Annotated in this window: 9 protein-coding genes and 1 pseudogene; 4 read left to right on the top strand and 6 right to left on the bottom strand. The window is 72.4% G+C overall.

All coding sequences use genetic code 11. The features are described from left to right. Positions 1 to 18 precede the first annotated feature (18 nt). Positions 19 to 480: pseudogene (locus IW249_RS22955) on the top strand (flavodoxin family protein); the annotation flags it as partial. Between the two features lie 60 nt (positions 481 to 540). Here the strand turns inward: IW249_RS22955 and IW249_RS22950 are convergent. Next, positions 541 to 1,032, bottom strand: a complete 492-nt coding sequence (locus IW249_RS22950) for a type II toxin-antitoxin system PemK/MazF family toxin (RefSeq protein ID WP_030336385.1) — start codon at positions 1,030 to 1,032, stop codon at positions 541 to 543. 50 nt (positions 1,033 to 1,082) lie between these two features. Between IW249_RS22950 and IW249_RS22945 the strand changes: the two genes are divergently transcribed. From IW249_RS22945 to IW249_RS22935, 3 genes are read left to right on the top strand one after another with little or no spacing between them, the layout of a single operon-like run. Next, positions 1,083 to 1,598, top strand: coding sequence for an NUDIX hydrolase (locus IW249_RS22945; RefSeq protein ID WP_196922641.1), 516 nt, complete (start codon positions 1,083 to 1,085; stop codon positions 1,596 to 1,598). Between the two features lie 26 nt (positions 1,599 to 1,624). Then, entirely contained in the window at positions 1,625 to 2,860 is a 1,236-nt protein-coding gene (locus IW249_RS22940) for a hypothetical protein (RefSeq protein ID WP_196922640.1), read from the top strand. Next, positions 2,857 to 3,795, top strand: coding sequence for a phosphotransferase family protein (locus tag IW249_RS22935; protein ID WP_196922639.1), 939 nt, complete (start codon positions 2,857 to 2,859; stop codon positions 3,793 to 3,795). Before IW249_RS22940 ends, IW249_RS22935 begins: the two co-directional genes overlap by 4 nt. A gap of 24 nt (positions 3,796 to 3,819) precedes the next feature. On the opposite strand, the gene IW249_RS22930 is transcribed toward IW249_RS22935, so the two are convergent. The 5 genes from IW249_RS22930 to IW249_RS22910 form a co-directional block, all read right to left on the bottom strand. Beyond that, entirely contained in the window at positions 3,820 to 5,034 is a 1,215-nt protein-coding gene (locus tag IW249_RS22930) for an FUSC family protein (RefSeq protein WP_307788676.1), read from the bottom strand. A gap of 218 nt (positions 5,035 to 5,252) precedes the next feature. Continuing rightward, positions 5,253 to 10,763, bottom strand: a complete 5,511-nt coding sequence (locus tag IW249_RS22925) for a non-ribosomal peptide synthetase/MFS transporter (protein WP_196922638.1) — start codon at positions 10,761 to 10,763, stop codon at positions 5,253 to 5,255. After that, complete coding sequence (locus tag IW249_RS22920) at positions 10,760 to 13,876, bottom strand: non-ribosomal peptide synthetase (protein WP_196922637.1); 3,117 nt, start codon at positions 13,874 to 13,876, stop codon at positions 10,760 to 10,762. The genes IW249_RS22925 and IW249_RS22920 overlap by 4 nt, the downstream gene beginning before the upstream one ends. Continuing rightward, on the bottom strand, positions 13,873 to 14,061 hold the full coding sequence (locus tag IW249_RS22915; RefSeq protein WP_196922636.1) for an MbtH family protein: 189 nt from the start codon (positions 14,059 to 14,061) through the stop codon (positions 13,873 to 13,875). Before IW249_RS22915 ends, IW249_RS22920 begins: the two co-directional genes overlap by 4 nt. Next, a complete protein-coding gene (locus tag IW249_RS22910; protein ID WP_196922635.1) occupies positions 14,061 to 15,014 on the bottom strand; it encodes a TauD/TfdA family dioxygenase in 954 nt (317 codons plus the stop codon). Before IW249_RS22910 ends, IW249_RS22915 begins: the two co-directional genes overlap by 1 nt. Positions 15,015 to 15,029: the final 15 nt, after the last annotated feature.

Genomic DNA, 15,029 nt, shown 5'->3' with positions numbered 1-15,029 from the left:
CGACGTGGCGACAATCCGCGCCCTCGGCCAGCGATCCGCGCCAAGCTGATGGCAGCGCAGGTGCTGATCATCGCCACGCCGATCTGGCTCGGTCAGCCCTCCAGCGTCTGCAAGATGGTCCTCGAACGCCTCGACGCCGAACTCTCCGAGACCGACGCCGAGGGCCGGCTCCTCACCTACGGCAAGGTCGCCGGTGTCGCGGTGGTCGGCAACGAGGACGGCGCCCACCACACCATCGGCCAGGTGCAGCAGGCACTCAACGAGGTCGGGTTCACCATCGCCGCAGCCGCCGCGACCTACTGGGTCGGCGAGGCACTGCAGACTGTGGACTACCGCGACGCCGGACCCAAGCCCGACACCACCGGCCGCACCACGAAGGCCCTGGCGCTCAACACCGCACACCTGGCCCGGCTCCTCGCCGACCAGCCGTACCCGCCGCCGGACGCGAAGGGTGCCGCGGTCGGCCCGAGCACTGAGTGACCCTGACCGCCAGTCGCCTCACCGTAGGGCTGCCCCACCGCTGGGGCAGCCCGGCGGCGGTCAGCGCCAGCCGTAGCCGGCGCGCAACGCCTGCCCGACCCGGTCGAACCGGGGCCGATCCAACACGGCACCCTCCCGGCGGATGCTGTCCTCGCGCATGGTGAGCACCCGGTCCAGCCGGACCCAGCTCGGCCGGTTGTCGCGGTCCCACTCACCCGGCCCGAGCGCGAACCAGTGCCGCTGCCCGTCCCGCTCGCTCTGACTGGACAGCATCAGCCCGAACAGGGTCCGGCTGTGCCGCCCGACGACAAGCACCGGCCGGTCCTTGCCCTGGCGGGGGTCGTCCTCGTACGGCACCCACGTCCAGACGATCTCGCCCGGGTCGGCCTGACCGTCGCGCTCCGGAGCGTAGGTCAGCTCCCGACGCTGCAACGCGCTCACCTGACGACGGCGGGCCACCTGCGCGGGCGCCGGCCCGGTACGCCGGGGCGACGGGATCACCGCACCGACCCGAGAGATACGCGCCGCGACATTCCTCAACAGACCAGCCACGGCGGGCAGCCTACCCGCCGCCGAAGCAGGCCGTACGACAGACTGGCCCGATGAACGAGCTGCCCCGCGACCTGCCGATCCTGGAGCGACGCGCGGTGCGGGTGGTGGTCACCGACGGCACCGACCGGGTGTTGCTGTTCCACACCCAGGACCCGGACCATGCCCGGCTGGGCACCTGGTGGGAGCTGCCGGGCGGTGGCATGGATCCCGGTGAGACCTATCGCGACACGGCCGTGCGGGAGCTGCGGGAGGAGACCGGCATCGTGATCACCGCCGACCAGGTGGGCGCGCCGGTGTGGCGGCGGCGGGCGAGCTTCCTGCACCGCCAGCTGCGGCACGTCCAGGACGAGGTCGTCGTCGCGGTACGACTGGCCGGCCCCGGCCCGGACGTGGACGAGGCACACCGGCTCGACTACGAACTGGAGGACTATTTCAGCTTCCGCTGGTGGCCGCTGCCGGAGGTGGTGGCCAGCCGGGACAGGTTCTACCCCGGGCAACTTCCGAGGCTGATCATCCCCTTCCTCGCCGGTGAAGAGATCGACGAGCCGTTCGAGCTGTGGTCGTGAGCCAGACCAACGGGCAGAGTGGGGGCATGACGACCGATCTGCGCGAGCCGCTGTCCGCGTACGCCGCGCGGCTGCACGCCACGGCCGGCGACCGGCACCACGTCGCCTCCCCGCTCGGTGCCTGGCTGCTGCTCGCGGTCGGTGCCACAGGGGCGACCGGGCCGGCCGCCGCCCAGGGAGCAGCCGCGGAGCTGGCCCGCGCCTTGGGCACCGACCTGCCGAGCGCGGCCGAGGTCGCCCGAACGCTGTTGGACGCGCCGCACCCGTTGGTCGGGTCCGCCACCGCGCTCTGGCACCGGTCAGGGCTGGGCGACGACGGGCCGGCGGCGTGGCGGGCCGCGCTGCCCCGCACGACCGAGGTCGGCGTGCTACCAAACCGGGCCGGGTTGGACGCCTGGGCGCGCGAGCACACCCTCGGCCTGATCGACACGTTCCCCCTGAAGGTCAGCCCGAACGTGGTCTTCGCCCTGGCCAGCGCGTTGGCCACCCGGGTGTCCTGGGCGAACCCGTTCGACGTCGCCGACGCACGCGCGCTCGGCGCTGACAGCCCGTGGGCCGGCGAGCTACGGCGGGCGCTGCGCAGTCCGAGCCACAGCCACCGGTGCGCCATCGTGTCCACCGCGAGGGCCGGTGACGTGATCGTGCACGCCGCACCGGCCCAGAAGACCGACGGCGCGGGCCTGGTGGTCCTCTCGGTGGCCGCCTCGCCGCAGGTGCCACCGGCCGAGGTGCTGGCCGTCGCGTACGACCTCAGCGCCGGCGCGGCCGACGGCGCGCAACCGGCGGGCAGCCGCTCACTGTTCGACCTGCCGCTCGGCGAGACTCCGCTGTGGACGCTCACCGAGGAGCGGGTACGCACGCGGGCTCGCGACGGCCGCGAGGAGCGGCACACCGCCGTCCTCCCCTGCTGGTCGGCCCGGAGCGACCACGACCTGACCGCCCCGGCGCTCGGCTTCCCGGCCGTGGCGGCCACACTGGCGACGGCGATGGCGTTGCCGGTGGAGCACTTCGAGGCACGGCAGACGGCGGTGGCCCGGTTCGACAGGTACGGCTTCGAGGCGGCGGCGGTGACCGGCATGTTCGGGCTGACCAGCCTGCCCCCGGAGGGTGTGGCCCGCACCGCCGAGCTGCGCTTCGGCCACCCGTACGCCGTGGTGGCGGTCGCCACCGACGCCCGGGCCGACGGCGTCACCGGCCCGTGGCACGGGTTGCCGGTCTTCTCCGCCTGGGTCGCCGAGCCCGAGGAGGTGCCCGAGGCATGAGTTACCTCGCGGAGGACCAGGCGGCCGGGGTGCTCCGGCAGTGGATCGGCACGGCCGCCCCGAAGCTGCTGGGCGAGGGCATGGAGGGCGCGGTCTACGAGGTAGACGACTCTCGGGTGGCAAAGATCTGGTTCGCCGGGTCGGTCGAGTCGTCCCGCCGGGCGGCGGCGTTCTACGACGCCCTGGCCGCGAAGCCGCTGACGTTCCAGGTGCCGCGGATCACGCAGGTGGAATCGGTGGGAGGTCGAGTCGTCACCATCGAGCGGAGGCTGACCGGAACGACACTGGCCGCCGCGCTCGCCGCCGGCGCGGTGTCCCGCGAGGACGCGTACGCCATCGTCGTCGACATCGTCGCCGCGCTCGCGACCGGCGGTGGTCTCCAGGCGGCCCGGGAGATGACCGTCCTGGGCGAGGACTCCCCGCTGTTCAGCGCCGGGGAGGGCTTCGCGGTCGCCCTCGCACGCCTCGCCGAGCGCCGGGGCGCGCGTTTCCGACAGGTGCTGAGCGGAGCCGTCGTCGACTTCGAGCGGAAAGCCGCGGCACTGTCCAGCCGCCTCGTCGAGGTCGACAGTGGCCGGCGTGCGGTACTGCACGGTGACCTGGTCCCGGGGAACATCCTGGTCGAGGCCTCGGGCCGACCCAGCGCGGTGCTGGACTGGGGCTTCCTCACCACCGAGGGTGACCCGGCGTTCGACGCGGCGGTCACCGCCGCCATCTTCGACATGTACGGGCCGGAGGCGGCGCACGTCGAACGCGACCTCCTCGACCGGTTCGAGGCGCGGTTGCGCGCTGACCGCGCGGCGCTGCTCGTCTACCGGGCCGCCTATTCGCTGATCACGGCGAACGCCTACGACCCGACGGGTCAGGACGGCCACTTCGCCTGGTGCGTGGCGGCACTCAACCGGTCCGACGTCACCGAGGCTCTGCTGGGCTGACACCCGGCCGGCCCGGGCAGGTCCTCAGGAGGATGCGCCACCCGATCCGAGGGATCCCTCGCCGCGCTGCTCGGCCTCCCGCACCACCTGGTTGGCGGTGCTCGGATCGCATCCGGTGGCGCGCAGGAGGTCGCTGGCGGCGGTGCGCAGCTGGGTCACCACCGCATCGCCGAACTCGTCCACGCCCCGCGCCCGGGCGCGGCCGGCCTGGTAGACGGCGTCGCGTACGGCCTGGTGGGTGCGCTCGGTCGGCCGGCCGGCGCGGTGCTCCCGGCGCAGCAGCTCGACCGCGTCGGCGAGCCTTCCGACGCTGACCGGCAGGTCCGCGGGGATCGGCTCGTTGTACTGCATCGCCAACGCCGACCGGCGGGCCACTCCCCGGCTGTGTTCGATGACGCGTTCCACGTGTTGGCTGGCACGCGCGAATCGCTCCACATCCTGACGGCGCAGCCATCGGGCGGGCGCGAGGCTCACCACCTCCTCGGCGCCGCTCAGCGCCTGGTGCATCCGTTCGAGGTCGGGGCCCATGGCGCGCAGCGCGTCCAACGCGCGGACCGCCCGCTGCTGATCCCCGGTGTGCAGCGCGGCGGAGACCTCCCGCAGTTGCCGGGCGAGGCACTGGTAGATCGGCGCGGCGTCCCGGTCGAGGATCCGCATCGGGTTCAACGGCACCAGCACCGCGACCACCACCAGACCCACGACGCCACCGACCATCGCCTCGACGATCCGGGGCCACTCGAGGTCCTGCTGGGCGGGGCTGAGAGCGGCGAGCAGCACCGCCGTACCACCAGCCTGACCGACGGCGGCACCGCTGCGTCCGAACAGCACGAGCGTGGCGAAGATCGCGCACCCGACGACGAACCCGGTCTGCCAGAACCCGGTGCCCAGAAAGGACAGCAGGAAGTCGGTGGTGGCGATACCGAGACCGACCCCGACCAGCAGTTCGATCGTGCGATGGGCGCGTTGACCGAGCGCGGCGACGATCGTGCCCACGGCCGCCGACGGCGCGAAGATCGGCGCGGGGTTACCCAGCACGTTGTGCCCGATCGCCCAGGCCAGCGCCGCGGCGAGGCCCGCCTGCACCGAGATCACCAGTGCGACTTCCAGCTGACTGAGCCGCAGCCGCCCGGCCCGACCACCGCGACCGCGAACCCGGGCAGCGGACGCCCTGACCCGTCCCGCCACCCGCTCACGCCGTGGGCGGGTGACGTCGGGTTGGCGGCGACCATCAGGATCCACCGAGCACTCGTACCATGCCACAACCCAGCCAGTCCGGACAATCCCGACACAAGCGCCAGGGTCGGACCGAGCCGGGGCGGGCCGCGGTCAGGTCAGAATCCGCCGTCGCGCGACGAACCGTGGAAGGTCGCGACGCCGACGGCACTCACCTACCTACAGTCGGGGGCCGAGCTGAACCCGGAGCTGTGACATCTCGCCGCCTCCGTGAGAAGTTCCACTCAGCCCCCTGCCGGCACCTGCTCCTCCTCGCGCTGCGCGGCGCGGGCCGCGAGCCGACGTTCCCGCTCCTGGGCGCCGATCAGGTCGTCGGGCAGCGAGTCCGGCACCTCCAGGTCGAAGCGGCGCAGCAGCCGGATCGAGACGCCGCCCAGGGTGATCAGGATCAGCACCGCACCGAGGCAGACGTACGCGAAGCCGATGCCCCGACCCTCGCCAGTTCCGATCACCGCGCCCACCGACCCGGCGAGCACCCCGTCTGGGGCGAGCATCGGTTCGAACAGGCTGGTGGCCGCCGGAGCGAGCAACGCAAAACCGATCGGCAGTGTCGACCAGGAGATGGTCTGGTTGAGGCTGAACACGCGGCCATGGAAGCGCTGCGGCACCTTGACCTGGACGATGGTGGCGTAGATGGACTGCGCGGTGGTCATCGACATGGCCAACCAGAACGCTCCGACGCCGATCATCACGACCGACGCGTCCAAGCCGACGAGGACGCAGCCGAGCGCGGTGCCGAGGTTACCGATCAGCACACCGACCATGCGCCGGTGTCGAGGGCCGCCCCACAGCGCCATGAGTACGCCACCGGCGACCGCCCCGAGCGCCTCGGCGAGGGCCACCTGGGCCACCTGTGTGGCGCTGCCGAAGGAGAGCACCAGCGGGGTGACGAGCACCAGCGCCGGGGCCAGGAAGATGTTGCCCAACGCGAAGTATCCCAGCATCAGACGGAAGCCGCGGTGTCGCCACGAGTAGCGCAGGCCGTTGGCGATCGCCACGAGCAGCCGCTCCTTGGGCCGCCAGCCGAGCAGGTCGGGAAAGCGGACCACGGCCAGGGTGACCACCGCGACCAGGTAGCTGGCCACGTCCAGCAGCAGGATGCCCTTGAGGTCGATGGCGGCGAGCAGGCCCGCGGCGAAGACCGGCATCAGCAGCAGGGCGAAGCCGTTGGAGAGTTGGGTGATGCCCATCGCGTGCCCCAGGTAGCGTTTGGGCACCAGTTGCGGCACCGCCGACTGGAACGCGATGCGCTGGAACGACGCAGCCACCTGACTCAGCGCCACCAGAACGTAGATGTGCCAGAGCGCGAGGTTGCCGGTCCAGAGCAGCGCGGCGAGCACCAGCTGGATCGTGCCGGCGCTGCAACTGGCGATCATCATGATCTTTCGCCGGCTGACCCGGTCGGTGATCGCCCCGGCGACCGGCAGCATCAGCACCCCGCAGATCAGCGCCAGCGCCCAGAGCAGACCCAGGTTGGCTACCGAGCCGGTACGGGTGAACAGCCAGATCGGCAGGGCGAACGCGGTCAGCGCCGAGCCCGTGGTGGAGACCAACTGCCCGACGGTCACCGCCACGAACCGGGCCATGCTCGGTTGGACCGCCGGCTGCGCCGGGGTGGTGACGGAGTCGACGCCCCGGGCGTCGGCCACCACCCACGCGGCGTCCTCACCGCGGGCCTGCGTCGTCAACGCGGACACGTCACCGTCGACCAGCGCCGGATGCACCTGGGTGACGATCTCGGCCAACTCCTGCGCCCGATACTTGAGGAAGAAGTGCCCCGCTTGATCCAGCACCACCAGCCCCAGCCGGTCGCTGAGGAACTGCCACTCGGCGTAGCGCTCGGTGTGGTAGTCCGTGACCGGGTCCTCCGAGCCGACCACCGAGATGATCGGGGCGCGCAGCTTCACCGCACGCCGGTCGAGCAGGTCGGTGAAGTATTCCTCCGAGGCTCGGGAGTCGGCCCGCATGTTGCTGATGATCCGATCGGCCTGCTCCGGGTCCAACTCGTTGGTGTCGACCCCCATCGACTTGAGCCAGCTCGCGTAGTGCCGGTTGCTGCGCAACTTCTCGAGCCGGGTACGCACCGCCGCGAACAGGCCCTTCGGGCGGGCGAACGGGAACATCGCACCGATGTAGAGGGCCGTCAGTTCCCTGCCGGCAGCCTCCACCTTGCGGGCCACCTCGGCGACGATCGCACTGCCTACCCCGCAGTGCCCGTACAGCGCGAGGGGGCCCTCGACACGCGCCAGGATCTCCTCGGCGACGCGGGTGGTCAGCTCGTCGAACGGCAGCGCGGCCTCGGTGAGCCCCACATCGTGCCCGGGGATGGCCAGGGACCAGAGCGCGTGCCCGGCTGGCAGCGCGTCCGCGAGAGGCTGGTAGACGATCGCGCTGCCACCGCCGTACGGCACGCAGACGTAGGTGATGACCCGCCGCGCCGCCGGGGCCGGCTTGGTCAGCTCGTAGAGCAGCCGGCGCGGCTCGTCGCCATCGTCGCCGCCGGACATGAAGGCGGCCAGATCGCGGATCGTGCGCTGCTGGAACAGGTCCATCACACCGACCGGCCGGCCGCCGTGCTCGGCCTTGCGAATCCGCGCCACCACCTGGGTCGCGAGCATCGAGTGCCCGCCCAGGTCGAAGAAGTCGTCGTCGATGCCGAGGGCGTCCACACCGAGGATGCCGGACCAGATCCCGGCGAGCATCCGCTCGGTGTCATCGCGCGGCTCGACGAGCGCCACCGACCCGGCGCGGGTGACCACCGGCGCGGGCAGCGCCCGACGGTCCAGCTTGCCGTTCGGGGTCAGCGGGAACACGTCCACGGTGACGAACGCCGCCGGCACCATGTACTCGGGCAGGGTCTCCTTCAGCGCCACCTTCAACGCGTCGTGCTCGGCCGCGCCGACCACGTACCCGGTGAGGCGCTTGTCGCCGGGGGTGTCCTCACGGACCAGCACGACGGCCTCGGTCACGCCGGGCTGGGCGCGCAACGCGCTCTCGATCTCGCCCAGCTCGATACGCAGGCCCCGCAGCTTGACCTGGTGGTCCATCCGGCCGAGGAACTCGAGCACACCGCCCGGCTGGCCGCCGGGCGCGACCCGCCAGCGGGCCAGGTCGCCGGTGCGGTACAGCCGGGCGCCCGGCTCGGCGGCGAACGGGTCCGGCACGAACCGCTCGGCGGTCAGCGCCGCTCGGCGGTGGTACCCACGGGCCAGCCCGACGCCGCCGATGTGTAGCTCACCGGCGACACCGACCGGGCAGGGGTTGCCCCAGGCGTCCAGCACGTGCAGGCGCAGGTTGCTGATCGGTGCGCCGATCGGCACGCTGGTCAGACTGGCCAGCAATGCCGGGTCGCAGGTCCACGCGCTGACGTCGATTGCCGCCTCGGTCGGCCCGTACAGGTTGTGCAGGCCGCAACCGGGCAACCGGGCGGTGAATTGCCGGGCTGCCGCGAGCGGCAACTCCTCGCCGCTACAAATCACCCGGCGCAGCGCGGTGGCCGCCTCGACGCCGTCCTCGGCGAGGAAGACCGTCAACATCGACGGTACGAAGTGGGCGGTGGTGACCCGCTCGGTGACCAGCAGGTCGCGCAGGTAGCCGGCGTCCTTGTGACCGCCCGGATCGGCCAGCACCAGCCGGGCGCCCTCGCGCAGCGGCCAGAAGAATTCCCACACCGACACGTCGAAGCTGGCCGGGGTCTTCTGCAACACCGCGTCGTCGGCGCCGAGGTGATAGGTGCGCTGCATCCAGTCGAGGCGGTTGACAATGCCCCGATGGGTGTTCGGCACGCCCTTGGGCCGGCCGGTGGAGCCGGATGTGTAGATGACGTACGCCAGGTTGGCCGGGCCGCCCATCGGAGTCGGGTCATTCGCCGGCTGGTCGGCCCAGGCCGACTCGTCGTCCAGGACGAACACGCTGGCGTCGGTCGCGGGCAACACGTCACGCAGATGCCCCTGCACCAGCACCACCGGCGCGGCGGCGTCGGTGACCATGAACGCCAGCCGGTCCGCCGGGTACTCCGGGTCAAGCGGCAGGTAGGCGCCGCCGGCCTTGAGCACTCCAAGCAGGCCCGCGACCAGCTCCGCCGAGCGTTCCGCGCAGACCCCGACCAGGGTCTCCGGGCCCACCCCGGCGGCGCGCAGCCGGTGCGCCACCCGATTCGCCGCCGTGTTCAGCTCGGCGTACGTCGTCGATCGGCCGGCGAACCGCAACGCGACCGCATCCGGTGTACGGGCGGCGCGCTCCTCGATCGGGGCGTGCAGGGTCTGCTGCCGCGGGAAGTCGCCGGCGGTGTCGTTCCACCCGGCCAGCAGCTCCCGCTCGGCCGGCGCGAGCAGATCCAGTGCGGAGACCGGCAGGTCCGGCGTGGCGACCACCGTGCGCAGCAGGGTGGTCAGCCGGTGCGCCATCCGCTCGACGGTGTCCCTGGTGAACAGATCGGTGTTGAAGACCAGCTTGCCCCAGAGGCCGTCACCAGTCTCGACTGCGTGCAGCTCGAAGTCGAAGCGGGTGGCGCGCAACTCCATCGGTTGCCACTCGAAGCCGACCCCGGCGTCGTCGGCGACCCCGGCGAACCGGCCCATCTCGTAGTTCTGCAACACGAACATCGCCTGGAAGACCGGCGAGCGGCTGACGTCGCGCGGCAGCCCCAACTCGTGCACCACCCGGGCGAAGGGCACCTCGGCGTGCTCCAGCCCGTCCAGCACCGCCCTGCGGGTCCGCTGGAGCAGCTCGATGAAGCTCGGTTCGCCGGCCAGCTCGGCGCGCAGCGGCAGCATGTTGACGAACATGCCGACCACGTTCTCCAGCTCGGGTGCCGACCGCCCGGCCACCGAAGCGCCGACCACGAAGTCGTCCTGCCCGGCGTGCCGGGCCAGGAACACCTGGTACGCGGCAAGCAGCGTCATGAACAGGGTCCCGCCGTAGGAGCGCGTCAGCGCGGCCAGCCCCTCGGTGGTGACCCGATCAACGGTGAACTCGACGAAGTCCCCCCGGTAAGTCTGGGTGGCCGGACGGGGCAGGTCCAATGGCAGTTCCAGCGGGGTGATGCCGGCGAGCCTGTCCCTCCACCAGTCCAGGTGCCGGCGGGTGCCCGGGGCGGCCAGCTCCCGCGCCTCCCAGACGGCGAAGTCGCCGTACTGCACCGGCAGGCTGGGCAGCTCCCCGTCACGGTAGCGGCTGATCAGGTCACGCAGCAGCACGTCCACCGACCAGCCGTCACCGACGATGTGGTGCTGGCCGAGCAGCAGCACGTGCTCCCTCGCCGTCAACCGGATCAGCAGGGCGCGCAGCAGTGGCCCGTTGGCCAGGTCGAACGGCTCGGCGGCGGCCCGGTCGATCAACTCCTGCGCGGCGACCTCGTCGGCGGCGTCGACCACGGTCAGCGGCACCTCGACCAGGTCGTCGAGCACCACCGTGGGCCGACCATCGGGGTCGGCCGGGAACCGCGTGCGCAGCGATTCGTGCCGGCGGGTCAGGTCGGCCAACGCGCGGCGCAGCGCCGCGACATCGAGCGGGCCGCGCACCCGCAGCGGCACTGCGATGTGGTACGCCGCCTCGCCGGGCGCGAGCTGGTCCATGAACCAGACCCGCTCCTGGGCGTACGACAGCGGCACCTCGGCGTCCGGCGGGCGGGGGGTGATCCGCGCGGTGGGCGCGCCGCCCGACCGGCGGCGCAACCGTTGGGCGATCAGCGCCTGCCGGGCGGGATCGCGGGCCGTGTCCTTCACGTCCGTCATGAGGGGGTGTCCTTCTCCGCCACGAGCAGCGCGGCGACCTCGGTTTCGGAAAGCTCGTCGAGCTCGGCGGCGATCCGCGCTTCGATCTGGGCCGCCAGGTCGGCCACCACCGGGCTGCTGAACAGCGCTCGCATCGGCAACTCCACGTCCACCTCGGCGCGGATGCGGGCCATCGCCCGCATGCCGCGTAGCGAGTTGCCGCCGAGAGCGAAGAAGTCGTCGAGGACGCCGACCTTCTCCACCTGGAGGACGTCGGCGTAGACCTCGGCGACCAGGGCCTCGGCGTCGGTACGCGGAGCGAGGAACCCGTCGGTGGTGGCGACCGCCGGTGCCGGCAGCGCGGCGGTGTCCAGCTTGCCGTTCGGCGTCAGCGGCAGCGCGTCCAGCACGACGAATGCGCTCGGCACCATGTGCGCGGGCAGCTCGAGGGCCAGGTCGGCGGCGAGCGCCGCTGTGTCGACCGGGCCGACCAGGTAGCCGACCAGCGTCGGCTCCCCGCCGTCGGCGCGGACCACGACCGTTGCCGCGTCCACGTCCGGGCGGGCGCGCAGCACCGACTCGATCTCGCCCAGCTCGATCCGCATCCCCCGGACCTTGACCTGGTCGTCGCGGCGGCCCAGGTACTCCAACGTCCCGTCGGCTCGCCACCGGGCAAGGTCACCGGTGCGGTACATCCGCTCCCCCGGCGGCCCGTACGGACAGGGCAGGAACCGCTCGGCGGTGAGGGCCGGTCGGCGCAGGTAGCCCCGGGCCAGTTGCGCCCCGGCGACATACAGCTCGCCGACCACACCGGGCGGCACCGGATTCAACGCCGCGTCGAGCAGGTGGACCCGGGTGGTCCAGGTGGCCTGGCCGATCGGCACCGGCCCGGCGGGCACCAGGCGGCCGGGCGCGATCCGGGCCGCGACGCAACCGACGGTCGCCTCGGTCGGGCCGTACTCGTTGACCACCGTCACCTCCGGGTGCGCCGCCCGCCAGCCGGCCAACTGCTCGCCGGTCAGCGCCTCCCCGCCGATCACCAGGTCGGTGGTGGGCGACAGCGCGTCGTCGAGCAGCGGCAGGTGGCTGGGGGTGACCTTGAGGAACGTGGGCGGTCCGCCGGCCCGAGCGGCGGGCGTGTCGATGCCCGCCAGCCGGACCGTGCCGCCGGCGGTGAGCGGGCCGAGCAGCCCGGTGACGGTCAGGTCGAACGAGATCGGCGAGTGCAGCAGGGCGGTGCCGGCCAGGCCCGGGTAGGTGCCTCGGGCCCAGGCCAGGTAGGCGGTCACCGCGCGGTGCTCCACCAGCACGCCCTTGGGCCGGCCGGTGGAGCCGGAGGTGTAGAGGACGTACGCCGGGTGCTCCGGGCGCAGCGGCGACCGGCGGTCGTCATCGAGCAGGTCGGTGTCGTCGAGGTCGGCGGCGGTCGTGGAGTCGAGCACCAGCGCGTCGGCCCCGGCCAGCGCGGCCGTCTGCGGGGTGGCCAGCACCAGTGTCGGCTCCGCGTCGGTGAGCAGGTAGCCGATCCGGTTCGCCGGGTAGTCGGTGTCCACGGGCAGGTACGCCGCACCGGCCTTGAGCACCGCGAGGATCGCCACCAGCAGCTCCACCGATCGGGGCAGCAGCAACGCGACCCGGGTCTCCGGCCCGGCACCCCGCTCGACCAGCAACCGGGCCAAACGGTTGGCTCGGGCGGACAGCTCGGCGTAGCTCAACTCCACCCCGTCGCAGAGCAGCGCGGCCGCCGCCGGGGTGGCGGCGGCCTGCCGCTGCACCTCGGCGACCACAGTGGTCGGCACCACCTCGCCACCGGTGCCGGCCCACGTGCGCAGCAGGTCGCGTTCGGCGTCGTCGAGCAACGGCAGCGCGGACAGCCTGGTGGCCGGGTCGGCGACGACGGCGGTGAGCAGCCGCAGGTAGCGGGCGACGACCGTCTCGGCGGTGGCCCGGTCGAACAGGTCGGTGCGGTAGACCAGGCGGCTGGTGCCGCGCGTTATGTCGAAGGCCAGGTCGTCCTTGGTGGTGCCCAGCGCCACCACGTCCAGGCCGGAGTCCGGGATGAAGTTCAGCGCGGTCTGGAACACCGGCTGCACCGACGGGTCGCGGTGCGCGGCGACCGCCTCGACGATCCGCTGGAACGGCGTCTGCCCATGTTCCATCGCGCCCACCAGACCAGCCCGGACCCGGCCGATCAGCTCGGTGCCGCTCGGGTCGCCGGTCAGGTCGCAGGACACCGCGACCGGGTTGACGAACATACCGATCAACGGGGCCAGCTCGGCGGCGTCCCGGCCGGCGGTGGAGACACCGACCACCACCTGCGGGTCGCCCGAGATTCGGGACAGCAGCGCGGCGAAGGTGGCCAACAGCACCATGTACGGAGTCGCAGACGTGCCAGCGGCGAGTTGCCCGACCCGGTCCAGCAGGCCGTCGGGAAGGTCGAAGCGCACCTCGTCGCCGGCGAAGCCGAGCTGGGCGGGGCGCGGCCGGTCCAGCGGCAGGCCGGTCACCGTCGGCGCACCGGCCAGGCTGTCGCGCCAGAAGGCGAGCTGCCGGTCCAGCTCGTCGTCGGTGAGCTGGTCGCGCTGCCAGACGGCGAAGTCGGCGTACTGGATGGGCAGCTCGGGTACGTCGGCCGGGGCGCCGGTCAGCGCGGCCCGCGTGAACGCGGCCAGTTCGGCGTCGAAGAGCACCGCGGAGTGGCTGTCGAAGACCGCATGGTGCACCACGAACTGCAACCCGAGCCGGTCGGCGGCGAAGCGGACCAGCCGGGCCCGCCACAGTGGCGGGGCGTCCAGCGGGATCGGCGTCCGCGCCAGCTCGGCCAGCGTGTCGGTGGCGCGGGCTTGCTGCTCGTCGGCGGGCAGGTCGGTCAGGTCCAGCTCCGGCAGCTCCACCGGCTCGACGGCCCGGACGACCTGCGTCAGCACCCCGTCGGCCATCCGCAGGTGGGTGCGCAGTGCCTCGTGTCGGGCGACCACCTGCGTGAGTGCCTCGGCGACCTGGGTCGCGGTGACGCCGGCCGGAAACCCGAACGGCGCGGAGATGTTGAAGACCGGCGAACCGGGGTCGAGCTGGTTGGCCGTCCACACCCGCTCCTGGGCGAAGGAGGCCGGGAAGGTCCACTCCTGGGTCATGACGCCGACTCCCGCACCGAACGGGGGCGCATGTCGATCCACACGGTGTCGATGTGCGCCAGGCACTCCTCGCGGGTGCCGGCGAACCCCACGTCGTACCAGCCCGCCGGTAGGTCCCGTCCGGCCGGCCAGATGGAGTACTGCTCCTCGTCGTTGCGCACGACCAGGAATCGGGGCTCGGCCATCACAGTGCTCCATCGGTGTCGGGGGTGTGCGGTTCGGCCATCGCCACGGCGATCTTGCGGGGGCCGGTGTACGGCTCCCGGCCGTGCGCGGCGGTCATGTTGTCGACCACCAGCACGTCGTCGCGCTGGTAGTCGAAGCGGACGCTGGCGGCCCGGTAGGCGGCGCGCAGGTGGTCCATGACATCGACGGGGATCTCGCCGCCGTCGCCGTAGTAGGTGTTCGACGGCAGCCCGTCCGCGCCGAACATGGCCAGCAGCCCCTCCTGGAGGTCCTTGGCCAGGCTGCTCACGTGGAAGAACGTGGCATGGTTGAACCAGCGGGGGATGTCCGAGCCGGGCCGCTGGTGCACGACGTCGCGGACCGCACGGGTACGCAGCCCGTCGCGGCCCACCCACTCCAGCGTGATCCGGTTCGCCGCCGCGTACGCCTCGACCTCGGCGCGGTCGTCGGTGCCGAACACGTGCTGCCAGCTCGCGCCGAAATCTCCGTGGAAGTTGCGCATCAGCATCCAGCGGCGGCGGACGAACTCCTCGCGTACCGCGGGGTCGATCTCCCGGTAGACCCGGCGGATGTCGGCCAGCGGAGTGGCGCCCAGTGTCTGCGGCGCGGTGATGCAGTAGAAGAACAGCGTCAACGGCCAGCGCGCCTGGTACGAGTTCTCGTTGTGCAGGAAGATCTCCTCGTCCGGCGGGTAGTCGGTCGAGGTGTACACCCGGCCCTTGATGGCGTGTCGTGGTGAGGACCGCTCGGTGTAGGTCAGCGGCTCACCGGCCAGCGCCCGGACCACCCGGTCGAAGCCGTCCACCCCGCCCACGTCGAAGCCGCGGAACAACAACCCGCCCTGCTCGGCCACGGCTGCCCGCAGCTCGGCGCGGCGCTCGGTGATCAGCTCGGTCAGTGTCCGGCCGTCGGATTCGACGACCACGGGCAGCGTGGCGGTCGTGTCGCTCATTGTTCTCTCCACTCC

Origin of the sequence: Micromonospora vinacea, from assembly GCF_015751785.1 — a bacterium.
In the GTDB taxonomy this organism is placed as follows: domain Bacteria; phylum Actinomycetota; class Actinomycetes; order Mycobacteriales; family Micromonosporaceae; genus Micromonospora; species Micromonospora vinacea.
This window is presented reverse-complemented; position numbering and strand designations above follow the sequence as displayed.